The 24028-nt window shown below is 64.4% G+C and carries 20 protein-coding genes; 18 read left to right on the top strand and 2 right to left on the bottom strand.

Translation table 11 applies throughout. From position 1 onward, the window contains the following. Nucleotides 1-382 precede the first annotated feature (382 nt). On the bottom strand, nucleotides 383-1150 hold the full coding sequence (gene map / locus AC1DMG_RS09395) for a type I methionyl aminopeptidase (RefSeq protein ID WP_046973047.1): 768 nt from the start codon (nucleotides 1148-1150) through the stop codon (nucleotides 383-385). Between the two features lie 345 nt (nucleotides 1151-1495). Here map and rpsB point away from each other — a divergent pair, with 345 nt between their 5' ends. From rpsB to AC1DMG_RS09320, 15 genes are all read left to right on the top strand, one after another. Beyond that, nucleotides 1496-2386: a 30S ribosomal protein S2 gene (rpsB, locus tag AC1DMG_RS09390; RefSeq protein WP_441605243.1), complete on the top strand. Its 891-nt coding sequence runs from the start codon at nucleotides 1496-1498 to the stop codon at nucleotides 2384-2386. A gap of 58 nt (nucleotides 2387-2444) precedes the next feature. After that, the gene (gene tsf, locus AC1DMG_RS09385; RefSeq protein WP_441605244.1) at nucleotides 2445-3323 is read left to right on the top strand and encodes a translation elongation factor Ts; all 879 of its coding nucleotides are present in this window, start codon (nucleotides 2445-2447) and stop codon (nucleotides 3321-3323) included. Nucleotides 3324-3534: 211 nt separating this feature from the next. Then, nucleotides 3535-4257 carry a UMP kinase gene (gene pyrH / locus AC1DMG_RS09380; protein ID WP_441605245.1) on the top strand — a complete coding sequence of 241 codons (723 nt, stop codon included), beginning with the start codon at nucleotides 3535-3537 and terminating at the stop codon, nucleotides 4255-4257. Nucleotides 4258-4418: 161 nt separating this feature from the next. Continuing rightward, complete coding sequence (gene frr / locus AC1DMG_RS09375) at nucleotides 4419-4976, top strand: ribosome recycling factor (RefSeq protein ID WP_441605246.1); 558 nt, start codon at nucleotides 4419-4421, stop codon at nucleotides 4974-4976. A 25-nt stretch (nucleotides 4977-5001) separates the two neighbouring features. Continuing rightward, on the top strand, nucleotides 5002-5742 hold the full coding sequence (uppS, locus tag AC1DMG_RS09370) for a polyprenyl diphosphate synthase (RefSeq protein WP_477176705.1): 741 nt from the start codon (nucleotides 5002-5004) through the stop codon (nucleotides 5740-5742). Nucleotides 5743-5750: 8 nt separating this feature from the next. Further along, nucleotides 5751-6569, top strand: coding sequence for a phosphatidate cytidylyltransferase (locus tag AC1DMG_RS09365; RefSeq protein WP_477180445.1), 819 nt, complete (start codon nucleotides 5751-5753; stop codon nucleotides 6567-6569). Then, on the top strand, nucleotides 6566-7753 hold the full coding sequence (locus AC1DMG_RS09360) for a 1-deoxy-D-xylulose-5-phosphate reductoisomerase (protein ID WP_477176706.1): 1188 nt from the start codon (nucleotides 6566-6568) through the stop codon (nucleotides 7751-7753). The genes AC1DMG_RS09365 and AC1DMG_RS09360 overlap by 4 nt, the downstream gene beginning before the upstream one ends. Nucleotides 7754-7775: 22 nt before the next feature. Further along, nucleotides 7776-9122 carry an RIP metalloprotease RseP gene (gene rseP, locus AC1DMG_RS09355; RefSeq protein ID WP_477178081.1) on the top strand — a complete coding sequence of 449 codons (1347 nt, stop codon included), beginning with the start codon at nucleotides 7776-7778 and terminating at the stop codon, nucleotides 9120-9122. A 219-nt stretch (nucleotides 9123-9341) separates the two neighbouring features. Continuing rightward, nucleotides 9342-11813: an outer membrane protein assembly factor BamA gene (bamA, locus tag AC1DMG_RS09350; protein ID WP_477180444.1), complete on the top strand. Its 2472-nt coding sequence runs from the start codon at nucleotides 9342-9344 to the stop codon at nucleotides 11811-11813. Between the two features lie 157 nt (nucleotides 11814-11970). Then, nucleotides 11971-12999 carry a UDP-3-O-(3-hydroxymyristoyl)glucosamine N-acyltransferase gene (gene lpxD, locus AC1DMG_RS09345; RefSeq protein ID WP_477180443.1) on the top strand — a complete coding sequence of 343 codons (1029 nt, stop codon included), beginning with the start codon at nucleotides 11971-11973 and terminating at the stop codon, nucleotides 12997-12999. After that, nucleotides 12992-13465, top strand: coding sequence for a 3-hydroxyacyl-ACP dehydratase FabZ (gene fabZ, locus AC1DMG_RS09340; protein WP_046972869.1), 474 nt, complete (start codon nucleotides 12992-12994; stop codon nucleotides 13463-13465). Before lpxD ends, fabZ begins: the two co-directional genes overlap by 8 nt. Continuing rightward, complete coding sequence (lpxA, locus tag AC1DMG_RS09335) at nucleotides 13462-14235, top strand: acyl-ACP--UDP-N-acetylglucosamine O-acyltransferase (protein ID WP_441605253.1); 774 nt, start codon at nucleotides 13462-13464, stop codon at nucleotides 14233-14235. Before fabZ ends, lpxA begins: the two co-directional genes overlap by 4 nt. A 59-nt stretch (nucleotides 14236-14294) precedes the next feature. Further along, nucleotides 14295-15506 carry a lipid-A-disaccharide synthase gene (gene lpxB / locus AC1DMG_RS09330; protein WP_477176708.1) on the top strand — a complete coding sequence of 404 codons (1212 nt, stop codon included), beginning with the start codon at nucleotides 14295-14297 and terminating at the stop codon, nucleotides 15504-15506. Then, nucleotides 15499-16137, top strand: coding sequence for a ribonuclease HII (locus tag AC1DMG_RS09325; protein ID WP_441605255.1), 639 nt, complete (start codon nucleotides 15499-15501; stop codon nucleotides 16135-16137). The genes lpxB and AC1DMG_RS09325 overlap by 8 nt, the downstream gene beginning before the upstream one ends. Before the next feature lie 365 nt (nucleotides 16138-16502). Continuing rightward, nucleotides 16503-16703, top strand: a complete 201-nt coding sequence (locus AC1DMG_RS09320) for a hypothetical protein (RefSeq protein ID WP_441605256.1) — start codon at nucleotides 16503-16505, stop codon at nucleotides 16701-16703. 52 nt (nucleotides 16704-16755) lie between these two features. Here the strand turns inward: AC1DMG_RS09320 and AC1DMG_RS09315 are convergent, their stop codons facing one another. After that, entirely contained in the window at nucleotides 16756-18195 is a 1440-nt protein-coding gene (locus tag AC1DMG_RS09315; protein WP_477180446.1) for an amino acid permease, read from the bottom strand. A gap of 190 nt (nucleotides 18196-18385) precedes the next feature. Here AC1DMG_RS09315 and AC1DMG_RS09310 point away from each other — a divergent pair, with 190 nt between their 5' ends. From AC1DMG_RS09310 to AC1DMG_RS09300, 3 genes are all read left to right on the top strand, one after another. Next, the gene (locus AC1DMG_RS09310) at nucleotides 18386-18907 is read left to right on the top strand and encodes a TlpA family protein disulfide reductase (protein WP_477178079.1); all 522 of its coding nucleotides are present in this window, start codon (nucleotides 18386-18388) and stop codon (nucleotides 18905-18907) included. A 91-nt stretch (nucleotides 18908-18998) separates the two neighbouring features. Beyond that, the gene (dnaE, locus tag AC1DMG_RS09305) at nucleotides 18999-22589 is read left to right on the top strand and encodes a DNA polymerase III subunit alpha (protein ID WP_477180442.1); all 3591 of its coding nucleotides are present in this window, start codon (nucleotides 18999-19001) and stop codon (nucleotides 22587-22589) included. Nucleotides 22590-23126: 537 nt separating this feature from the next. Continuing rightward, a partial coding sequence (locus AC1DMG_RS09300) for an acetyl-CoA carboxylase carboxyltransferase subunit alpha (protein ID WP_477180441.1) occupies nucleotides 23127-24028 on the top strand: 902 nt, incomplete at its 3' end.

Here is a 24028-nt window from a genome sequence, read left to right as displayed (position 1 = left end):
GCGCAGCGCTTTGCAGTACCCGCTGTGTACCCTCGGAGGTTGTCCCACAACGACGCGCCTCGAGCGTTCGGGCTTATCGCAACACGATGCTTCGGGCGTTATCAGGCCATTTTCTTTGGGTTACTTTCGACGCGAAGCTAGTCCCGKGGGATCTTTTGGGCCAGCAAAAGAAAAGTGACTCGAGCGGCGGCAGCCGATCGAAACGCCCGCCGCGTCCCACAGGGACTAGCTTCGCGTCGTAGGCGGCACGCTGGCGGAGAGGCGACAACCAAATACCGAGGCTCTGGATCCCGGCCTGCGCCGGGATGACGATCAAAAAGGATGAGCCAAAAAGAAAGGCCGCCGCAGCGACCTTCCCTCAACCATCAAAAATCCAACAACCTCAAGCCGCATCCGGCCAAGGCGTCAAAATCTCAAACCCATCATCCGTCACCGCAATCGTGTGCTCCCACTGCGCCGACAACGAGTGATCCTTGGTCACCACCGTCCAGCCATCCGGCAGCTGCTTGGTCTGCGGCTTGCCCGCATTGATCATCGGCTCGACCGTGAAGGTCATGCCCTTCTTCAGCTCCAGGCCCGTGCTCGGACGCCCGTAATGCAGGATCTGCGGCTCATCGTGATAGACCTTGCCGATGCCGTGCCCGCAGTACTCGCGCACCACCGAGAAACCGGCCGCTTCCGCGTGCTTCTGGATCGCCGCGCCGATGTCGCCCAGCGTCGCGCCCGGGCGCACCGCCTGGATGCCGTGCATCATCGCTTCATAAGTGGTGTCCACCAGGCGCTTGGCCAGCACCGACGGGGTGCCGACGAAATACATGCGGCTGGTATCGCCATGCCAGCCGTCCTTGATGACGGTGACATCGAGATTGATGATGTCGCCGTCCTTGAGGACTTTGCCCGGCGTCGGAATGCCGTGGCAGATCACATGGTTGACCGAGGTGCACAACGTCTTGGGAAAGCCGTTGTAGCCCACGTTGGCCGGGATCGCCTTCTGCACATTGACGATGTGCTCGTAGGCCAGCCGATCGAGGTCTTCGGTGGTCACGCCGGGCTTTACATGCTCCTTGAGCATGGCAAGCACTTCGGCGGCCAGCTTGCCGGCCTCGCGCATGGCCTGGATGTCTTCGGGGGTTTTAAGGGTGACTGCCATAGTTCTACTCACATGGCGGCAAACCTGCTGAAAATCCAGCGACTTGCCGCATCGCCGGCGCACCGGCTACAATTTCGAAGTTTTGCTGACCCGACGCGTCCCTTTCCATGGGTCCAGACGGTCGTCGCAGAGCGAGGGAGATTGTAACCGCCTTGCGGTGCAACCCCCACAAGTCCTTGATCGGACACTTAAACGCCACACACGCATCGGCACCGTCTTCGGGGTGCCTTGGTCAGCCTACCCAATCATAACGGGCTGCCGGGGTCGAAGTCGGGGATGCGTGGAGGTCCCAACCCCCCGGGTCAATCGCCTTTCAGGGCCGACCCAACAATTTGGAGTTACACCATGGCTCAAGTCACCATGCGCCAAATGCTCGAAGCTGGCGTGCATTTCGGTCACCAGACCCGTTACTGGAACCCSAAGATGGCTCCGTACATCTTTGGCGCCCGCGGCAAGATCCACATCATCAACCTCGAGAAGACGCTCCCGCTCTTCACCGACGCGATGAATTTCCTGTCGGCCATCGCCCAGAAGCGTGGCACCGTCCTGTTCGTCGGCACCAAGCGTTCGGCCCGTGAGCCGTTGGCTGAAGAAGCCGCGCGCGCCGGTATGCCGTTCGTGACCGCCCGCTGGCTCGGCGGCATGCTGACCAACTTCCGCACCGTGAAGCAGTCGGTTGCCCGCCTGAAGGAACTGGAAGCCGCTGAAACCGACGGCAGCTTCGAGAAGCTGGTCAAGCACGAAGTGCTGGCCCGCCGCCGCGAGCGCGACAAGCTGCAGAATTCGCTGGGCGGCATCAAGGACATGAACCGTCTGCCCGACGCGCTGTTCATCATCGACATCGGTCACGAAGACATCGCCGTGCAGGAAGCCAAGAAGCTTGGCATCCCGGTGATCGCCGTGGTCGACACCAACTACAACCCGGAACTGGTCGATTACGCCATCCCGGGTAACGACGACGCCATCCGCGCCATCCAGCTGTACGCCCGTGCCGCTGCCGACTCGATCCTGGAAGGCAAGGCCGCTGCGCCGGCTGCCGCCCAGGGCGACGCCAACGAGTTCGTTGAGCTGGACGAAGAAGGCAACCCGGTGGCCAAGGACGAGCGCAAGGCTGCCCCGCGCCGTGACGACCGCAACAACCGTGGTCCGGCCAAGAAGGGCGCTGGCGCGCCGCGTCGTGACGGTGGCCGTGGTGGCCGCGGTCGCGCCGACGAGCCGTCGTCGGACGGCGAGTAAGCCTTCCCTGCCCCGGCCCGCAAGGGTCGGGGCGCATCAAAGCTTTTGAGGAACCCAGATGACCGCCATTTCCGCAAAACTGGTTAGCGAACTGCGCGAGCGCTCCGGCGCCGGCATGATGGATTGCAAAAAGGCGCTGGTCGAGAACAACGGCGACATCGACGCCGCTGTGGAATACCTGCGCAAGACCGGCCTGGCCAAGGCCGACAAGAAGGCTGACCGCGTSGCCGCCGAAGGCCGCATCGCGACCGCCCAGGGCAACGGCAACGCCGTGCTGGTCGAAGTGAACAGCGAAACCGATTTCGTCGCCAAGGCGCCGAATTTCGTGCAGTTCACCAACGAAGTGGCCGAAGCCGTGCTGGCCTCGGGCGCTGCCGACATCGACGCCGCCAAGGCTGCCGCCTTCCCGGGCGCCGACAGCGTCGAAGCTGCCGCCAAGTCCCAGACCGCCACCATTGGCGAGAAGATCGAAGTGCGCCGTATTGCCCACGTCGCGAACGATGGCCCGCTGGCCACCTATTCGCACGGCGGCAAGATCGGCGTGATCGTGGCGCTCAAGGGCGGCTCGGAAGAGCTGGCCAAGGGCATCGCCATGCACGTGGCTGCCATGAACCCGCCGCACATCAAGCCGGAGCACGTCCCGGCCGAGTTCATCGCGAAGGAAAAGGACATCGCGCTGAGCCAGATGACCGACAAGGACAAGGCCAAGCCGGCCGACATCCTCGAGAAGATCATCTCCGGCAAGATCAACAAGATCGTGTCGGAAGTGACCCTGGTCGGCCAGCCCTACGTGCTGGACACCAATGTCACCGTCGGCGATGTCCTGAAGAAGGAAGGCGCTGACGTCGTGGCCGTGGTCCGCCTGGCCGTCGGCGAAGGCATCGAGAAGGTGCAGGAAGACTATCTGGCCGAAGTGGCCAAGGCGATGCAGGTCTAAGGCCTCCCATTGCAGGAAGTCTCGAAGAAGCCGCGGGCAACCGCGGCTTCTTTTTTTATGAAAGCCTGCCGCCGCGCCAAGCGTGCGGCGCCCCTCCCCCGCCCCCACGGTGCAGCCGGCTTTTCTTCCCCCGTCACGGCACGCAACCCTTACCCGTTCGCGTCACTGCCGTTACAATACGCGCGTTTTGCCCACACAATCCGGAGACCCCATGAGCGCACCGCTTAATTACCGCCGCATCCTGCTCAAACTCTCCGGTGAAGCCCTCATGGGCGAGGCCGACTACGGCATCGACCCGAAAGTGATCGGCCGCCTCGCCGACGAAATCATCGAAGTCCAAAGGGCAGGCATTCAGATCGGCGTAGTCATCGGTGGTGGCAACATCTTCCGCGGCGCGGGCCTGGCAGCCGCCGGCATGGACCGCGTCACCGGCGACCACATGGGCATGCTGGCCACCGTGATGAACGCACTGGCCATGCAGGACGCCATCGAGCGTCGCGGCGGCTTTGCCCGCGTGATGAGTGCGATCCAGATCCACGACGTATCCGAAGACTTCATCCGCCGCCGCGCGATCCGCCATATCGAAAAGGGCCGCATCGTCTTGTTCGCGGCCGGCACTGGCAATCCGTTCTTCACCACCGACTCGGCCGCCGCGCTGCGCGCCGTGGAAGTGGGCGCGGACCTGCTGCTGAAGGCCACCAAGGTGGATGGCGTCTACACCGCCGATCCGGCTCGACACAAGGACGCCACGCGCTACGACACGCTCACCTACGACCAGGTGATCGAGGGCAAGCTGGCCGTGATGGATACCGCCGCCATTGCGCTGTGCCGCGACCACGGCATGCCGCTGCGCATCTACGACATGACAGTGCCCGGCAACCTCATGCGCATCATGCAGGGCGAGGCGATCGGCACGCTGGTGTCAGACGACTGAGGAATTGAGTGAGGAGCTGGGGGTGAGTCGCGGGGACGCTGCTCACCCCACATCCCTGACAACCATCCCTCACCCCGAGCCGTCGCCACGACCCACTCCCCCGCCCCGCCCTCATGGGCCCCTGCTATACTCGCGGGCTTGCACGGTTTGAGGGGTTTCCCATGCTTAACGACATCAAGAACGATGCCCAGACCCGCATGGGCAAGAGCATCGACTCGCTCAAGCACAACCTGATGCGCCTGCGCACGGGTCGCGCGAGCACCGCCCTGGTCGACGGCATCAAGGTGCCGTACTACGGCTCGGACATGCCGCTGAACCAGGTGGCCACGGTGGCGCTGGGCGATTCGCGCTCCATCATCATCACCCCGTTCGAAAAGACCCTGGTCGGCCCGATCGAAAAAGCCATCATGGCCTCGGACGTCGGCATCACGCCGAACACCTCGGGCCTCACCATCCGCCTCAACATGCCGCCGCTCACCGAAGAGCGCCGCCGCGAACTGGCCAAGCACGTGGCGCATGAAGGCGAGGACGCCAAGATCGCCATCCGCAACGTGCGTCGCGACGCCATGCAGCAGGTCAAGGATCTGCTCAAGGAAAAGCTGATCACGGAAGACGACGAGCGCAAGGCCGAGGACGAAATCCAGAAGCTGACCGATCGCTTCGTCAAAGACGTCGACGGCGTCGTCAAGAACAAGGAAGAGGAGCTGATGGCGCTCTAAGCGCCATCGCTCTGAGCGCCTGCCCATGACCAGCGCCGATCCCGCGCGGACACCGCGCCACGTTGCCATCGTGATGGATGGCAACGGTCGCTGGGCGAAGCTGCGCCACCGACCGCGCACATTCGGCCACAACGCCGGCCGCAAGGCCGTGCGCAACGTGGTCGAAAGCTGTCTGCGCCAGGGCGTCAAGGTGCTCACGCTGTTCGCGTTTTCCAGCGAGAACTGGCAGCGCCCGCAGGATGAAGTCGGCGCGCTGATGGAATTGTTCGTGCGCGCGCTGGACAAGGAAGTGGACGAACTGCACGGCAACGGCGTGCGCATTCGCTTCGTCGGTGACCTGGACAGTTTCGAAGCCGGCCTGCGCCAGCGCATGCTGGTCGCGATGGCGCGCACCGCCGGCAACGAGGCGCTGCATCTGAATATTGCCGTGAGCTACGGCGGTCGCTGGGACATCGTGCAGGCAGCGCGCAAGGCCGCCGAAGCGGTGGCACACGGCGAGCTGCGCGCCGAGGACATCAACGAAACCACGCTTGGCCAGGGCATGTGCCTGGCCGAACTGCCACCGCTGGATCTGTTTATCCGAACCGGCGGCGAATGCCGCGTCAGCAACTTTCTTTTGTGGCAGCTTGCCTACGCGGAGCTGCACTTTACCGATACCCTGTGGCCCGATTTCGACGAGGCTTGCTTGAAGAGCGCCATCGACGATTACGCACGCCGCGAACGCCGATTCGGCAAGACCGGCGACCAAGTCGCCAAACAGGCGTAAGGACATTCATGCTGCTCCAGCGCACCTTGACCGCATTGCTGCTCGCCCCGCTGGTGATCGCCCTGATCCTGCTGGCGCCGACGGGCCTGTTTGCGGCGATCGTCGCTCTCGCCTTTCTTGCCGCGATGTGGGAATGGACCCGGCTGTCGGGCCTGAAGGAAAACGCCGCACGCGCCGCCCTGCTGGTGCTCACCGCCGCGATCTTCGCGCTGTGCTGGTACGTGCGCGCCGGCATCACCTGGCCGGTGCTGATCGGCATCGGCGTGAGCTGGTGGATCGTGGTGGGCCAATGGCTGCGCCACTTCGCCTTCGGTGCCGCGCCCACGCGCGAAAACATGCTGATCAAGCTGGGCGCCGGCCTGCTGACCATCGTGCCGGCGTGGATCGCCGCCGTGACCATTCATGGCGCGGCAGACCGCGGCAACTGGTGGACCATGCTCGCGCTGCTGATCGTGTGGGCTGCCGATATCGGCGCGTATTTCAGCGGCCGCCAGTTCGGCCGTCGCAAGCTCGCTCCCACCATCAGCCCCGGCAAGACCTGGGCGGGTGTCTACGGCGCCTTCGTGGCTGGCGCCATCGTCGCCGGCGTCGGTGGTTCGCTGCTCGGCGTCAGTGGCGGCAAGCTCATTGGCCTGTTGGTGCTGTCGGTGTTCGTCGTGGTGGYCTCGATCGTGGGCGACCTTTTCGAGAGCCTGATGAAGCGCCATGCCGCCGTGAAGGATTCGGGTAACCTGTTCCCCGGTCATGGCGGCCTGCTTGATCGCCTGGACAGCGTGTTCGCCGCGATGCCGGTGTTCGCTGCCGGCATGCTTCTGCTGGGTCTATGAGTCATAGCTTGCGCAAGGTGGCGGTACTGGGTGCGACCGGCTCGATCGGTGGCAGCACGCTGGATGTGATTGCCCGCCATCCCGACCGCTTTCGCGCCACCGTGCTGGCGGCGCACAGCAATGTCGCTGCGCTGGCCGAGCTGTGCGTCCGCTTCCAGCCCGAACTTGCCGTCATCGCCGATCCGACGCTCGAAGCCGAGCTGGTTCGCCGCCTAACCGCGGCTGGCGTGCGCTGTGACGTTGCCAGCGGCCATGACGCTGTTACCCAGGCTGTCTCGGGCGACCTGTGCGACACCGTGGTGGCGGCCATCGTCGGCGCCGCCGGACTGGACTCCACGCTCGCCGCCGCACGTAGCGGCAAGCGCCTGCTGCTGGCCAACAAGGAATCCATCGTGATGGCCGGCGCGCTGCTGCTGGACGCGCTAGCGGTCGGCGGCGGCGAGTTGATTCCGGTCGATTCGGAACACAACGCCATCTTCCAGTGCCTGCCGGGCGGCCGTCCCAACCTGGCCGCCAGCGGCGTGCGCCGTCTCATCTTGACTGCCTCCGGCGGCCCGTTCCGTGGCCGTACGCGCGCCGAACTTGCAGGGGTCACCCCGGAGCAGGCCTGCAAGCACCCCAACTGGGTGATGGGACGCAAGATTTCGGTGGATTCGGCCACCCTGATGAACAAGGGCCTGGAAGTCATCGAGGCGCACCATTTGTTTGGCGCCGCCCCGGACGTGATCGACGTGCTGGTGCACCCGCAGAGCCTGGTGCATTCGATGGTCGAATACGTCGACGGTTCGGTGCTGGCCCAACTGGGCAATCCGGACATGCGTACGGCGATCGCCCATGCGCTGGCGTGGCCGGCGCGCATCGAAGCGGGTGTGGCGCCGCTGGACCTGGCCGCCTGCGCTCCGCTGACGTTCCAGCAGCCTGATCTGGCCACGTTCCGCTGCCTTGCGCTGGCCTTCCAGGCGCTGCGGGCGGGCGGCGATGCCACGGCCATTCTCAACGCCGCCAACGAGGTTGCCGTCGAGGCTTTCCTGGCCGGCGGGCTGCCCTTCCTGGGCATCGCCGATCTCGTTGAGAGCGTGCTTACGGAACTGCCGGCGCAAGCTGTGGTCGATGTCCAGACCCTGAATGAACGCGACCGCACGGCCCGCGAGGCCGCCCGCCGCATCCTTCGCAACGCTTGCTGACAAGCCTGATAAGCTCTCACCGATGAATAGTGTATTTGGCTCAGTGTTTTGGTTACTCGTCACGCTAGGCGTGCTGGTGACCTTTCACGAATTTGGACACTACTGGGTAGCACGGCGTTGCGGCGTCAAGGTGCTGCGTTTTTCCGTGGGCTTCGGCAAGGCGATCTGGAAGCGCATCGGCAAGGACGGCACCGAGTACCAGGTTGCCATGATCCCCCTGGGCGGCTACGTGAAGATGCTGGACGCCCGCGAAGGCGAGGTCGATCCCGCCCTCGCCGGCCAGGAATTCACCGCCAAGCCGGTATGGCAGCGCATTGCGATTGTCGCCGCCGGCCCCGCCTTCAATCTCATCTTCACCCTGTTTGCGTTCTGGCTGATGTTCCTGGTGGGCAAGCCGGACGTTGCGCCGGTCGTCGACGCTGCGCCCAAGAGCATGGCCGCCGACGCCGGTGTGCGCACCGGTGACCGCATCCTGAGTGTGGGTGGCCACGTGGTGGCCACCTGGAGCGACTCCATGGATGTCGTCGCCAACGCCATGCTCGGCCGCGATCCGCTGCCCATGGAAGTTCGCGGCACCGACGGCAGCACGCGCAACCTCACGTTGCCGCTGAACCAGCTGCCGGCCGGTCAGGACATCGGGCAATACCTGGACCAGCTCGGCCTCAAGCTGGCTCCTTCGCCAGCTCTCGTTGGCATCGTGCTTCCGGGTAAGCCTGCCTCGGTGGGCGGCATGCAGGGCGGCGACCGCGTCACCAGCCTCAACGGCACCGCCGTGGACAGCTACGAGCAATTCCAGCGACTGGTGCCGGAGCAGGCGGCCAAGTCGCCGACCCTGGCCATCGTGGTGGAGCGCAACGGCAAGACCATTCCGCTGTCCGTCACGGCCCGCATGGAGTCGCTGGAAGGTCAGCCGACCAACTGGGTGATCGGCGTGCAGTTCGCCCAGCGCGAACCGGCCGTACTTCGCTATGGCCCGCTGAAGGCCGTCGGTGCGTCGCTGGAAACCACCTGGAACAGCGCCGCCTCCACCTTCAACATGATCGGCAAGATGCTGACCGGACAGGCATCCACCAAGAACCTTTCCGGCGTCATCGGCATCGCCCAGGTGGCCAACGCCTCGGCGAGCATGGGGATCGGCTGGTTCTTCAGCTTCCTGGCCATGGTGTCGCTAAGTCTTGCGATCCTCAACCTGATGCCGATACCGGTCTTGGACGGTGGTTGGCTGCTGTATTACCTTATTGAGTTGGTCAAAGGCAGTCCCGTCAGCGAACGTGCGATGATGGCAGGTCAGTATGTCGGCCTGGTCATGTTGTTCACGTTAATGGGATTGGCTTTCTACAACGACATCCATCGCTTCCTGCCCTCGTGACGCGCACCGGCTTTGCCGAAAGTCGCGCGACGTCCGACGGACAGCCGTATCTGCAGCGTGCGCGATCACGCGCTTGCTACGGAAACATGGCGGTGGTTTACCCGGTGCATCTGGGGAAGATGCAAGCACCCTTTCAAGGCTGGGCTTGTCCTGGCTTCACGTATTGATCGGGGCGGCCCTAAAAAGCCGTCCTATCGGAATAAACCAACGGAATCGACGATGAAGCGTATCGCCGCCCTGATCCTGCTTGCCTCACTGTCCGCCAATGTCCTCGCTTTCGAGCCCTTCGTCGTTTCCGATATCCGCATCGATGGCCTCAGCCGCATTTCCGCTGGCACGGTACTCAACTACCTGCCGGTCAACCGCGGCGACCGCCTGACCAACGATGGCGCCCAGCGCGCCATCCGTGCGCTTTATCAGACCAAGTTCTTCAGCGATGTCGAAATCGATCGCGAAGGCGACATCATGGTCATCAAGGTGGTCGAGCGTCCCTCGATCGCCAAGCTCACCCTGCGCGGCAACAAGGACATCAAAGAAGAGGATCTGCGCAAGGGCCTGAAGGAAATCGGCCTGTCCGAAGGTGAGACCTTCGACCGCCTGTCGCTCGATCGCGTGCAGCAGGAACTGGTTCGCCAGTACTACAACCGCGGCAAGTACAACGTGTCGGTCGATCCGCACGTGACCAACCTCGATCGCAACCGCGTGGCCGTCGACATTGAAATTCGCGAAGGCAAGGTCGCGAAGATCAAGGAAATCAACATCGTCGGCAACAAGGCGTTCACCGACAAGGAAATCCGCAAGGGTTTCGAGTCGAGCACGTCCAACATGCTGTCGTGGTATTCGAAGGACGACCAGTACTCGCGCGAAAAGCTTTCCGGCGACCTGGAAAAGCTGCAGTCCTACTACATGGACCGCGGCTACGCCGACTTTGGCGTCGACTCCACGCAGGTGACGATTGCGCCGGACAAGCGCTCGATGTACATCGCCGCCAGCGTCAAGGAAGGCGATATCTACACCATCTCCGACGTGCATCTGCTTGGTGAGCTGGTCCTCCCCGAGGACTCGCTGCATCAGCTGGTGTATGTGCACAAGGGCGACACCTTCAATCGCAAGGCGATCGAAGCGAGCACCAACGCGATCAAGACCATCCTGGCCAGCATCGGTTATGCGTTCGCCAAGGTGACGCCGGTGCCGAAGCTGGACAAGGACAAGCGTACCGTCGACCTCACGCTCTACATCGAGCCGGGCAAGCGCGTGTACGTGCGCCGCGTGATCTTCCAGGGCAACACCCGCACGGAAGACGACGTGATGCGCCGCGAAATGCGCCAGCTGGAAGGCAGCTGGTTCTCGCAACCGGCGATCGACCGCTCCAAGATCCGCCTGCAGCGCCTGGGCTATTTCAAGACGGTCAACATCGACAAGGCGCTGGTGCCGGGCACCGAAGACCAGGTCGACCTGACCGTGAAGGTGGAAGAACAGTCCGCCGGCAGCCTGATGTTCGGCGTGGGCTATTCGCAGTACTCGGGCATCATCCTGTCCGCGTCGGTGTCGCAGAACAACTTCATGGGCACCGGTGACAGCTTCACCGTGGGCGCATCGCGCAGCGACTACTCCACCAGCATCAACGCCAGCTACTTCAACCCCTACCTCACCGATAGCGGCGTGGGTATCGGCTATAACGCCGGTTACACCAAGAGCAACTACGGCGACACCAACAGCGACTTCGTCAACTACGAAAGTTCGATGAAGTCGTTCTCCAGCTTCCTGAGCTTCCCGATTTCCGAAACGGACAACATCCGCGCGGGTCTGGGCCTCAGCAGCAACAAGATCAACCTCAGCTACCAGTACCTGACCGTCGACGAGAACGGCAACACCGTCACGCAGACGGCCAACTACTCGCCGCAGGTGCTGATCGACTACCAGAACGCGCTGGGCCACCAGACCATCCACACCTGGGATGCCACGCTGGGCTGGAACCACGACACGCGCAACGGTTACTGGGCGCCGACCCGCGGCGGCTTGATCTCGCTGTCGACCGATATCGCACTGCCCGGCTCCACCGTGCAGTACTACAAGATCATGGGTGAGGCGAACCATTACTGGCCGATCGGCAAGGGCTTCGTGCTCTACRTGGACGGCCAGGTCGGTTACGGCAAGACCTACGGCCAGACCTTCGACAACGATGGCGGCACCACCTACACGGCCGGCGAGAAGATCACCTTCCCGTTCTGGGAGAACTTCTACTCCGGCGGTGTGCGCGACGTTCGTGGCTTCCAGGACAACACGCTGGGTCCGCGCGTCTGCGTGGGCACCGTGACCGATCCGGCCACGGGCAAGCAGGTGCCGATCACCCCGCTGCCGAACGGCACCTGCCAAGGCAGTGTGTACAGCTACGCACAGCCGCTGGGTGGCGCGTTCAAGGTGCTGGGCACGGCCGAGCTGTACCTGCCGCTGCCGTTCCTCAAGGACATCAACACGGCCCGCGTGTCGTGGTTCGTGGACGTCGGCAACGCCTACCAGGATTACCAGAGCTTCACGGCCAAGACGCTGCGCGTCTCCACGGGTCTCTCGCTGCACTGGCAGGCGCCGATCGGCCCGCTGATCATCAACTTCGCCGTGCCGCTGCGCACCCAGGCGGATGATGGTCACTACGAGGAGCGCATCCAGTTCACCTTCGGCAGCCAGTTCTGATCGGCTGACCGGCTCAAGGTTGAAACAGCAGAAGGCGCGGCCATGCCGCGCCTTCTTTTTTGTGGCCACCATCGCTGATGCGACGACTGCGTCGCGCCGGGCACTTTTGATGCCCCCGGCGGGGAGCCCTACAATGGCCCGATTGCAGGGAGCTGACATGAGCGTTTTTCAAACCACCGTATCCGAGCTGGCCGAGCGTTTTGGCCTGGTGTGTCACGGCGACGGCTCCCGCGTCATCGACGGCGTGGGCACCCTTGCCGGCGCCGGCCCGAGCCAGCTGAGCTTCCTCTCCAACAGCAAATACGCCTCGCAACTGACGGCTACCCGCGCCGGCGTGGTGGTGATGCGCGAAGAGAACGTGGCCGACAGCCCGGTGATCGCCCTGGTGGCGCGTGATCCCTATGTGGCCTACGCCAAGATCGCCGCCCTGTTCGAACGCCTGCCCGCCTCGCCGCAGGGCATCCATCCCACGGCCGTGGTCGCGCCCACCGCTCGCGTGGCGCCGACCGCCAGCATCGGTCCGGGCTGCGTGATCGAGGACGGCGCCGTGGTGGAAGACGGGGCGATACTCGGCCCGCATTGCATCGTCGGCCCCGAGTGCACCGTAGGCGCCCAATGTCGCCTGGTCGCCCGCGTGACCCTGGTGATCCGCGTCACCCTGGGCAAGCGCGTGCTGGTCCATCYGGGCGCGGTGATCGGTTCGGACGGCTTCGGCCTCGCCTTCGACCGCGACCACTGGATCAAGCTGCCGCAACTGGGCGGCGTGCGCATCGGCGACGACTGCGAAATCGGCGCCAACACCACCATCGACCGCGGTGCGCTGGACGACACCGTGCTCGAGGAAGACGTGCGCCTGGACAACCAGATCCAGATCGCCCACAACGTTTACATTGGCGCGCACACGGCTTTGGCTGGCTGCGCCGCCGTGGCCGGCAGCGCCAAGATCGGCCGTTACTGCATGATCGGCGGCAATGCGGGCGTGCTTGGCCATCTGGAAGTCGCCGACCGGGTTACCATTACCGCCAAGAGCCTGGTCACGCACTCCATACGCGAGCCCGGTGAATACTCCTCGGGCGTCCCACTGCAGGAAAACCGCCAATGGCGGCGCAACGCAGCCCGATTCAAGCATCTCGATGAATACGTGCGCCGCCTTTCGGCGCTGGAGAAGGACAGCAACAATGAGTGACCTGACCGTGCCCTTCCACCTTCCCGTGAACGTGGAACAAATCCAGCAGCTGCTGCCGCACCGCTATCCGTTCCTGCTGGTCGACCGCGTGATCGAGCTGGTGCCCGACAAGAGCGCCGTGGCGATCAAGAACGTGACGATCAACGAGCCGTTCTTCCAGGGCCATTTCCCGGGCCACCCGGTGATGCCGGGCGTGCTCATCGTGGAAGCCATGGCCCAGGCTGCCGGCCTGCTCACGCAGATCTCCAGCCGCCTCAAGGGCACCACGGGCAGCCCGCTGTTCTACCTGGCCAAGGTGGACAACGCGCGCTTCAACGCGCCGGTGGTACCGGGCGATCAGCTGCGCCTTGAGGTCGAACTCAAGCGCCTGCTGCGCAGCATGGGCTTGTTCGAGGCACGCACCATCGTCAACGGCAAGGAAGTGGCGAGCTGCGAACTGATGTGCGCCGCGAGGTCCGACAAATGATCCATGCCACCGCGCAGATCGATCCTTCCGCCGTCATTGGCAATGACGTGAGCATCGGCGCGTACAGCGTGATCGGCGCTGACGTGCATGTCGGCGAAGGCACGGTGATCGGTCCGCACGTGGTGATCGAAGGTCCCACGCGCATCGGACGCGAGAATCAGATCAGCCAGTTCGCCTCCCTGGGTGGCGCGCCGCAGGACAAGAAGTTCAAGGGCGAGCCGACCGAGCTGATCATCGGCGATCGCAACCTGATCCGCGAGTTCGTCACCATCAACCGCGGCACCAGCGACGGCGGCGGCGCCACGCGCATCGGCAATGACAACTGGATTCTTGCCTACGTCCACATCGCCCACGATTGCCAGATCGGCAACAACACGGTGTTCTCCAACTACTCCGCCCTCGCCGGCCACGTGGAAGTGGGCGACTGGGTGGTGATGGCCGGCTTCTCCGGCGCCCACCAGTTCTGCAAGATCGGCGCGCACGCGTTCATCGGCATGGGCTGCCTGCTGGGCTCGGACGTGCCGCCATTCGTGATGATGGCCAACGAACAACGTGGACGTCCGCGCGGCATCAACAGCGAAGGCCTCAAGCGTCGCGGTTTCGACACCACGCGCATCTCCGCCATCAAGCGCGCCTACCGCACGCTGTACATGGCCGGCCTGACGCTGGCCGACGCGCGCGAGCAGCTGAGCACGCAGGCCAACGACAGCGATGACGTGCGCGCCATGCTGGAGTTCCTTGATCGCAGCGAGCGTTCGTTGGCGCGTTGATCTGGGCTTCGCCCATATCAACCCAACGGACACGGCTCTGGCCTTGAGGGTTTGGGGACATGCTTGAAAACCAGGTGACCCGACGCGCTCCCACCATCGCCATCATCGCCGGCGAAGACTCCGGCGATCAGCTGGGCGCCGACCTGGTCGCCGCGCTGCGCCGCCGCTACCCGGAGGCGCGCTTCGTCGGCATCGGTGGCGCGCGCATGCAGGCCACCGGCTTCGACTCCTGGTACGACATCAAGGAGCTCTCGCTGTTTGGCTTCGCCGAGGTCGTCTCGCATCTGCCCAGGCTGCTGAAGCTGCGCAAGGAACTGGTGGCGCGCATCATCGCCGCACGACCCGATGTGGTGGTCGGCATCGATGCGCCCGACTTCAACCTCGGTGTCGAAAAGCGCCTGCGCGAAGCCGGCATCCGCACCGTGCACTACGTCAGCCCTTCGGTCTGGGCATGGCGCGAAAAGCGCACGGAAAAAATCGGACGCAGCGCGAATCGCGTGCTATGCCTGTTCCCGATGGAACCGGCGATCTATGCACGTCACGGCGTCGATGCGCGCTTCGTCGGCCATCCCCTGGCGGACCGTTTCGCGCTGGTCTCCGATCGCATAGGCGCCCGCGATTTTCTCGGTATTCCGCTCAGCGTTCCGGTGCTCGCCGTGCTGCCGGGCAGCCGCGGTTCCGAGATCAAACAACTTGGCAGCGCCTTCATCGAAGCGGCGCGCAAGGTCGCCGCGCAGATGCCGGGCCTGCGCATCATCGTGCCGGCCGCGAACGAACGCGTGCATGCCAGCCTGAAGCAAATCATCGGCCATGCCGACGACGAAAGCGCGCCGCAGCTGATCGACGGCCATGCGCACGAAGCGATGCTCGCCGCCGACGTGGTGATGCTCGCCTCCGGCACGGCCACGCTGGAGGCGATGCTGGCCAAGCGTCCGATGGTGGTGGGCTACCGGGTCTCGCCGGTGAGCTACCGCATTGCGCGCGCACTGAACATGCTCAAGACGGACGTCTATTCGCTGCCCAATATCCTGGCTCGCGCCAATGGCATGGGCGAGGACGTGATACTGGTGCCCGAATTGATGCAGGACGATTTCACCGCTGACAAGCTGGCCGACGCCACGCTGGCGCTGTTCCAGGACAGCGAGCGCCGTGGCGCCATTGTCGCCGCGTTCGAGCAATTGCATCTTGCCCTGCGCGGCGATCTGCAAGGCCACGCCGGCGACCTGGCGGCCGACGCGGTCGCCGAGCTGATCGAGGCGCATCGTGCCTGAAGCAAAGGCCAGGACACGTCGTGTAGCGCCAGACGCCGATGCCGTCGTGCGCTTTATCGCCGGTGTCGACGAAGCCGGCCGCGGACCGCTGGCAGGTCCGGTGGCGGTGGCGGCGGTGATCCTGGATCCCTCCAGGCCCCGCATCCGCGGCCTGGACGATTCCAAGAAACTCACGCATGCCAAACGCGAAGCGCTGTACGAGAAAATCGTCGAGCGCGCGCTGAGCTATAGCATCGTGATGGTGATGTCCGACGAGATCGACCGCATCAACATCTTCCAGGCCACCATGACGGGCATGAGCCGCGCGCTGGCGGGGCTTACGCCGAGCGCTCACGAAGCCTGGATCGACGGCAATGCACTACCGCGCGACCTGCCCTGCGCAGGACGCGCCATCATCGGCGGCGACGCGCTGGAGCCTGCCATCAGTGCAGCATCCATCCTCGCCAAGGTCACCCGCGACCGCTGGATGGTGGAACTCGATCGCCAGCATCCCGGCTATGGCTTCGCCGAGCACAAGGGTTACGGTACGCCGGCCCATCTGGCCGCGCTGCAGCGGCTGGGACCGTGCCCGCATCATCGACGCAGCTTCGCGCCGGTAAAGATCCTGGTGGATCAGGGCGTGCTGTTCTAGAACGATCCAAAGGGGAATGGACGTCCAACTCACTCCTTGTGAGTCGCGTCTGGTGATGCATCGATGAGGCCAAATAGCGGCTGTACATGCATGTCCATTGACCCACGTCATCGGCTCGCAATAGCGCTACGCTAGGCTCGAAACATGGAGCAGCGGCCCGCACGCGACAGCCATGGCGAGGCAACCTTTTTTGCCGCCGCTGCATCCGAATGGATAAGGAAGCCAAAGCCACCGCCTGCTCCCTCACCCGCTGAACGTTCCACGCGGTGCGGTGTCTCCTGTATGCAGGGATGCAGGCCCATGCGGTCTCCCCAGCCGCATGGCACTCAAGCTCCAAGCGCGCATTCGACCGCAGGAGTTGTGTCATGAGCACCACCCGCCGCCCCAACGAGCCTGACATCAGCCCCAACCTCACGCCCCACTCGCAACTCACGCTTGAAGAGATGAATGCGATCGCCGAGGCCGAATACCGTCACGTCGACTACGACCGCCATCCGCTGAGGGTGGACGGACTGGAGCACTACCTCGACCGTTACGACGCCAGCGAACGCTTTCACATCTGGTGATGCCGTCAAGGTAGGCGACGATGGAGCGCCATCGTCGCCCTGGAATGGGAAATCAGTCGCGCGCCCGCAGCAAGCTATGGCGATAGCCGTAGCCGACATAGATCAGCATGCCGAGCGCCGTCCAGCCGGCCAGCAGCATCCAGTTGCCGGCATTCATCTGCGCGAGCAGGAACAGGCAGACCGCCACGCCCAGCGGGCATACCACCGCGGCGGCAGGCACGCGGAAACCGCGCGGCAAGTCAGGACGCGTGCGACGCAGGACCAGCACGCCGACGCATACCGTGGCAAAGGCCAGCAGCGTACCCATCGAGAGCAGGTCGCCGAGCAGGCTCAGCGGGAACACCGCCGCCAGCACGCCGCCGACCAGGCCGACCAGCACGGTCGTGCGATGCGGCGTCTGGAAGCGCTCGTGCACGGCGCCGAACATGCGCGGCAACAAGCCATCGCCGGCCATGCTGTAGAGAATGCGCGCCAGGCCCAGGTGCATCACCAGGATCACCGAGGTCAGGCCGGCCACCGCGCCAACCTGCGTGAGCAGCTTGAGCCAGGCCAGCTGTGGATGTGCCGCCAGCGCCGTCGCCACCGGCTCGGCGGTGGCGAGCTGGGCAAACGGTACCAGTCCCGTCAGTACCGCCGCCACGATGATGTAGAGCACCGTGCACACGGCCAGCGAGATCAGGATGCCGGCGGGCACGTTCTGCTGCGGATTGCGCGTCTCTTGCGCCGCCGTCGCCACCGCGTCGAAGCCGATGTACGCGTAGAACACGCTGGTCGCTGCGCGGAACACGCCGCTCCAGCCGTAATGGTCGCCGCCCTGGTTGGCCGGCACATAGGGGTGCCACAGCGAGGTGTCGATGTATTGCAGGCCAAACACCACGAACAGGATCACCACCAGCACCTTGACCACCACCACCACACTGGCGAACAAGGTCGATTGCCGCGTTCCCGTGTAGAGCAAGGCCGTGATGGCGGTTACCACCAGCAGCGCCGGCAGGTTGATCCAGGCACCGGTCACCACGAAGTGACCGTCGTGAAAAGCCAGTGGCGCATTGGCCAGCACGCTGGGGACATCGATGCCCATGCTGTGCATCAGGCCCACGCCGTAACCAGACCAGCCCACCGCCACCGACRACACCGCCAGCAGGTATTCGGCCACCACGTTCCAGCCGATGAACCAGGCCAGCAACTCGCCGAAGGTGGCGTACGCATAGACATAGGCACTGCCGGAGACCGGCAGCATGGCGGCGAACTCCGCGTAGCTCAGCGCGGCCAGTGCGGCGGCGAGTCCCGCCAGTACAAACGAAAGGGTCAAGGCCGGACCGGCATGCTCAGCCGCTGCCTGCCCGGTGATCACGAAGATGCCTGCGCCGATCACCGCACCCACGCCCAGCACGATCAGATCCTTGAGGCCCAGCGTACGCCGCAGGTTGTCGCTGGCGGTCAGCGATGCCTCGATGGGTTTGGCGGTGAACAGCGATCGGATCAGTGACATCAGTGTTTCCCCGGCGAGCACCAGGCCGCCGTGCAGATGGATAAAGCGTTCGACCATGCCAGTCCCGGCCACTCCCTGCAACCGCCATAGGTCCGGCTGCGCGGCGCCATGGCTCCGGCCCGGGCCTCGGCTATGCTTCGCCCATCCAGGGGGAGATGCGATGCGACACTCGATCCGAACGACGCTGGCCGTGCTGGCGTTTGCCGTTGCGACCCTGGTCCAGGCCCGACCCGGACCCGGCGATATTCCGCCCGACTATCTCGGCCACGATCGCGACGGGCACGACGTCCTGGTGTCGGGCATGCGCGGCAAAGTCGTGATCGTTTCCTTCTGGGCCTCCTGGTGCGCCTACTGCCGCAAAGAGCTGCCCGTGCTGGCCGTGCTGCAAAAGCTCAAGGGCGCCGACGAGCTCAAGGTGATCGGCGTCAATCACGCCGACGAGTACGACAAGTTCAAGGACTTGCGCCGCCGCTGGCAGAACCTCGACGTGGTCCTGACCTACGATGCCCCCGACAACCGCATCGGCAAGCCGTACGCCATCAACGGCCTGCCCTTCATGGTCATGATCGGGCGCGACGGTCGTATTGCCCACATCTACACCGGCTACGGCGAAGATTTGTTGGACACCATCATGGCGCAAGTGGACGAATTGCTCGCCCAACCCGCGCCGGACGCGACGAAGGCAGCGGTCGCAGGCCCGGCTTCTTCCTGATCCCATGGGGAAAAGTCGTAGGGGCGGCAATGTCAATCTTGCCCCTCCCCTGCCGCACCGTTAGGCTGAACATCCATCTCGCGCGTGCGCCATGTCCGTTCGCTTCGCTCACCTCCACCTGCACAGCGAATACTCGCTGGTCGACTCGACTGTCCGCATCAAGGGACTGGTCGAAGCCTGTGTGCGTCTGGGTATCCCAGCCGTCGCGCTGACCGACGACAGCAACATGTTCGCGCTGGTGAAGTTCTACAAGGCCTGCAGCGCCGCCGGCATCAAGCCGATCGGTGGCTGCGACCTGTGGGTGAGCGCGCCGGACGATCCGCGCCCCTGGCGTCTGACGGTCGTCTGCCAGGACCGCGAGGGTTATCTCAACCTGTCCCGTCTGGTGTCGCGCGCGTGGCGCGACGGCCAGCACAGCGGTCGTGCGCTGGTGGACGCCAGCTGGCTGACTGAGGATGCGACGCGTGGCTTGATCGCCCTGCTCGGCCGAGAAAGCGAAGCCGGACGCATCGCTGTGAATCAGGGCGTGACCAACGCGGCCGCGCGCCTGCGACCGTTCGCCCAGCAAATGGCCGATCGCCTGTATCTGGAGCTGACCCGTACCGGTCGCGACGGCGAGGAAAACTGGAACGCCGCCGCCCTGGCCCTGGCCAGCGAGCTCGACCTGCCGGTGATCGCCAGCAACGACGTGCGCTTCCTCAAGGCGGACAACTTCGAATCGCACGAAGCGCGCGTCTGCATCAACCAGGGTCGCGTGCTGGCCGATCCCAAGCGCCCGCGCGACTACAGCAACCAGCAGTATCTGAAGTCGCCGGAAGAAATGGAGGCGCTGTTCGCCGACCTTCCCGAGGCACTGGAAAACACTATCGAGCTGGCCAAGCGCTGCTCGCTGGAACTGGATTTCGGCACGTACTACCTGCCTGATTTCCCGGTGCCGGAAGGCCACGACCTGGCCAGCTATATCCGCGAAATTTCGCGCGAGGGTCTGCGCGAGCGACTCGAATTCGCCGGCGTCGCGCCGGGCCGCACGCGCGAGGAATACGAAACGCGACTGGAACGCGAGCTGGACGTCATCATCAAGATGGGCTTCCCCGGCTACTTCCTTATCGTGGCGGACTTCATCAACTGGGGTAAGCAGAACGGCATTCCCGTCGGACCGGGCCGCGGTTCGGGCGCGGGTTCGCTGGTGGCGTGGGTGCTCAAGATCACCGACCTGGATCCGATCCAGTTCGACCTGCTGTTCGAGCGATTCCTCAATCCCGAACGCGTGTCGATGCCCGACTTCGACATCGACTTCTGCATGGATCGCCGCGATGAGGTGATCGACTATGTCGCGCGCAAATACGGCCGCGACCACGTCAGCCAGATCATCACCTACGGCTCGATGGCGGCGAAGGCCGTGCTGCGCGACTCCGGCCGCGTGCTCGGCATGGGTTACAACGCGGTCGACCGCATCGCCAAATTGATTCCCGCGCGCCCGCTCGACCTCACCTTGCAGTGCGCGCTCGGTCGTTCGGAAAAAGCCAAGAAAGAACCCGATCGCATCGTCAAGGAGTTCTGCGAACTCTACGAGCAGGACGAAGAAGCGCGCACGCTGATCGACCTGGCGCTGAGCCTGGAAAGCCTCACCCGCAACGTCGGCAAGCACGCCGGCGGCGTGGTGATCGGTCCCAAGCCGCTCACCGAATTCGCACCGCTGTACTGCGAACCGGGCGGCGCGGGTGTGGTGACGCAGTACGACAAGGACGACGTGGAAGCGGTMGGCCTGGTGAAGTTCGACTTCCTCGGCCTGCGCACGCTGACCATCATCGACTGGGCGGTGAAGGCGATCAATCTGCGCCGCGAGACTTGTGGCGAAGAGCCGTTGGATATCGCCGCGCTGCCGCTGACCGACGCACCCACCTACGACCTGCTGAAAAAAGCGCAGACGGTGGCGGTGTTCCAGCTCGAATCCTCCGGCATGCAGCGCATGCTCAAGGACGCCAAGCCCGACCGCTTCGAAGACATCATCGCGCTGGTGGCCTTGTATCGCCCCGGCCCGATGGATCTGATCCCCAGCTTCGTAGCGCGCAAGCATGGCCGCGAGGATGTGATCTATCCCGACCCGCGCGTCGARCCGRTSCTSAARGAGACCTACGGCATCATGGTCTAYCAGGAGCAGGTGATGCAGATGGCGCAGATCGTSGGCGGYTAYTCGCTSGGCGGCGCCGACCTGCTGCGCCGCGCGATGGGCAAGAAGAAACTCGAGGAAATGGCGAAGGAGCGCGCCAAGTTCCGCGAAGGCGCCGCCAAGGACGGACTCACCGGCGACAAGGCCGACGCCATCTTCGACYTGATGGARAARTTCGCSGGCTACGGCTTCAACAAGTCGCACGCTGCGGCATACGCGCTGGTCTCCTATCAGACCGCGTGGCTGAAGGCGCACTACCCGGCCGAGTTCATGGCCGCGACGATTTCGTCGGACATGGACAACACCGACAAGGCCGTCACCTTCATCGACGAGTCCAAGGCGATCGGCCTGAAGGTGCTGCCGCCGGACGTCAACGCGTCCGAATTCATGTTCGTGGCAGTGGAAGCGGACGGCTCATCGTCGACCGGTCGCCAGGGCGCGCGCACCATCCGCTATGGCCTGGGCGCGATCAAGGGCGTCGGCCAGGGCGCGTGCGAAGCGATCGCGGACGAACGCAAGCGCAACGGCCCGTACAAGGACCTGCCCGACTTCTGCCGTCGCGTGGATTCGACCAAGCTCAATCGACGCGTGCTCGAAGCGCTGATTCTTTCCGGCTCGCTCGACGCACTCGCCGAAAACCGCGCCAGCCTGATGGCGCAGCTGCCGAACGCGATGAAAGTGGCCGAGCAGCATCTGCGCGATCGACAGAGCGGCCAGAACGATATGTTCGGCGCGATGATGGGCAGCGTTGCCCCGGTCGTGCAGGTCGATCTCCCTACCGTGCCCGAGTGGCCGCTGGAACAACTGCTGCAGGGCGAGCGCGACACGCTAGGCCATTACCTGTCCGGTCATCCCACCGACCCGTGGAAGGACGAGCTGGCGCAACTATCCACTTGTCCGCTGGGCGAGATCGGCGATCGCTACCAGCCGCCCAAGCCGCGCAAGAACGACGACGGCGACAACAACCGTTTCCGCCGGGGCCCGGATACACCGTGGACCGTGGCCGGCATGGTCACGGCCATCCGCAAACGCGGCGATAGCGACGCCTTCGTGCGGCTGGAAGACGGCACCGGGATCATCGAGGTGAGCTTCTTTGGCGAGCTCTACCAGCAGGTGGCGCCGTTGCTGACGCGCGACGAAATGCTGGTGGTGGAAGGCGGCCTGCGCATCGACGATTTCTCTGGCGGCGGCTTCGCTTTACGCGCCCGCAGCGCCTACACCCTCGGCGACGGCTGCCGCCGCTACGCGCGCCTGCTGCGTTTAAAACTGAACGGGGTCAATCCGGGTTTTATCGAGGACCTGCGGCGGACGTTGGCTGGGTACCGGGGTGGGCGCGCTAGCGTGATTCTTTACGGGTATCACAACGATACGGCGCAGGCGGACCTGGAGTTGGGGGAGGAGTGGCGGGTGGATGCTATTCCGGAGTTGTTGCGGGCGATTCGGGCGGTGCCTGGGGTGGAGGCGGCGAAGTTGAGGATTGTGAAGACGGATGATCGGCCGCGGGGGGATTGATTGACCGGTCGGCGCGTCCTTTCCTAGTCGTCATCCCGGCGTACGCCGGGATCCAGTAGCGACACGGCTCAGTTGTCGCGTATCGCCAGCGTGCCGCCTACGCGGCGGGCGTTTCGATCGGCTGCCGCCGACCGAGTCACTTTTCTTTTGCTGGCCCAAAAGAAAAGTAACCCAAAGAAAATGGCCTGATAACGCCCGCAGCATCGTGCTGGGATAAGCCCGAGCGCTTGAGGTGCGTCGTTGTGGGACAACCTCCGAGGGTACACAGCGGGTAGTTCCAAGCGCTGCGCAACGCGCCCGAATCGCTGAGGACTTAAAGCGGAGGCTCGCTTCGCATTGCCCCTGGTTTGCTGGTTTTCGCGATGTACATCACTTCTCCCTCTCCCCASCGGGGAGAGGGCTGGGGTGAGGGGCCAATCTAGCCTCACCGCCCCATCTGAGCGGCCCTTCACCAATTCCTAACCCCATACGCCCCCGTTCCCGCGAAATTCCGCGGACCGGTATACTTGCGCGCTTCCGTGTCATGAACTGCACCGAATGAATCCCAACTTCCTCGATTTCGAACAACCCATCGCCGAGCTGGACGCGAAGATTGAAGAGCTTCGTCATGCCAGTCACGGGCAGGCGTTCAACATCGACGAAGAAGTCGCACGCCTGCGCGAGAAGCTGAAGCTCAAGACCAACGAGATCTTCCGCAACCTCACGCCCTGGCAGGTGACTCAGCTGTCGCGCCATCCGGGTCGTCCTTACACGCTCGATTACATCAGCGTGATGTGCGACGAGTTCCATGAGCTGGCCGGCGACCGCGCCTACTCCGACGACGCCGCCATCGTGGGCGGCCTGGGCCGCATCAACGGCCGCTCGGTGATGATCATTGGCCACCAGAAGGCGCGCGATACCAAGGGCAAGGTGCGCCGCAACTTCGGCATGCCGCGCCCCGAGGGTTACCGCAAGGCGCTGCGCCTGATGAAGATGGCCGAGCGTTTCGGCCTGCCCCTGATCACCCTGATCGACACCCCGGGAGCCTATCCCGGCGTGGGCGCCGAAGAGCGCGGCCAGTCCGAAGCCATCGCCCGCAACCTGCTGGAAATGGCCGACCTCAAGACCCCGATCATCTGCACCGTGATCGGTGAAGGCGGCTCGGGCGGCGCGCTGGCCATCGGCGTGGGCGACCGCACGATCATGCTGCAGTACTCCACGTACTCGGTGATTTCGCCGGAAGGCTGCGCGTCCATCCTGTGGAAGAGCGCCGAGAAGGCACGCGACGCGGCCGAAGCCCTGGGCCTCACCGCACCGCGCCTGCTCGAGCTGGGCCTGGTCGACAAGGTCGTGCGCGAACCGCTGGGCGGCGCGCATCGCAACCCGCACTCGATGGCTGTGCGCCTGAAGGCCGTGCTGCTCAACCAGCTCGACGAGCTGGAAGCGCTGCCGGTCAAGGA

The organism is Dyella sp. 01N36 (assembly GCF_056399745.1).
This window is presented reverse-complemented; position numbering and strand designations above follow the sequence as displayed.

Excerpts from the sequence above, each read along its gene's own strand:
- map (WP_046973047.1), bottom strand. The coding sequence starts at position 1,150 with ATGGCAGTCACCCTTAAAACCCCCGAAGACATCCAGGCCATGCGCGAG.
- pyrH (WP_441605245.1), top strand. The coding sequence starts at position 3,535 with ATGAGCGCACCGCTTAATTACCGCCGCATCCTGCTCAAACTCTCCGGT.
- frr (WP_441605246.1), top strand. The coding sequence starts at position 4,419 with ATGCTTAACGACATCAAGAACGATGCCCAGACCCGCATGGGCAAGAGC.
- uppS (WP_477176705.1), top strand. The coding sequence starts at position 5,002 with ATGACCAGCGCCGATCCCGCGCGGACACCGCGCCACGTTGCCATCGTG.
- AC1DMG_RS09360 (WP_477176706.1), top strand. The coding sequence starts at position 6,566 with ATGAGTCATAGCTTGCGCAAGGTGGCGGTACTGGGTGCGACCGGCTCG.
- rseP (WP_477178081.1), top strand. The coding sequence starts at position 7,776 with ATGAATAGTGTATTTGGCTCAGTGTTTTGGTTACTCGTCACGCTAGGC.
- fabZ (WP_046972869.1), top strand. The coding sequence starts at position 12,992 with ATGAGTGACCTGACCGTGCCCTTCCACCTTCCCGTGAACGTGGAACAA.
- lpxA (WP_441605253.1), top strand. The coding sequence starts at position 13,462 with ATGATCCATGCCACCGCGCAGATCGATCCTTCCGCCGTCATTGGCAAT.
- lpxB (WP_477176708.1), top strand. The coding sequence starts at position 14,295 with ATGCTTGAAAACCAGGTGACCCGACGCGCTCCCACCATCGCCATCATC.
- AC1DMG_RS09320 (WP_441605256.1), top strand. The coding sequence starts at position 16,503 with ATGAGCACCACCCGCCGCCCCAACGAGCCTGACATCAGCCCCAACCTC.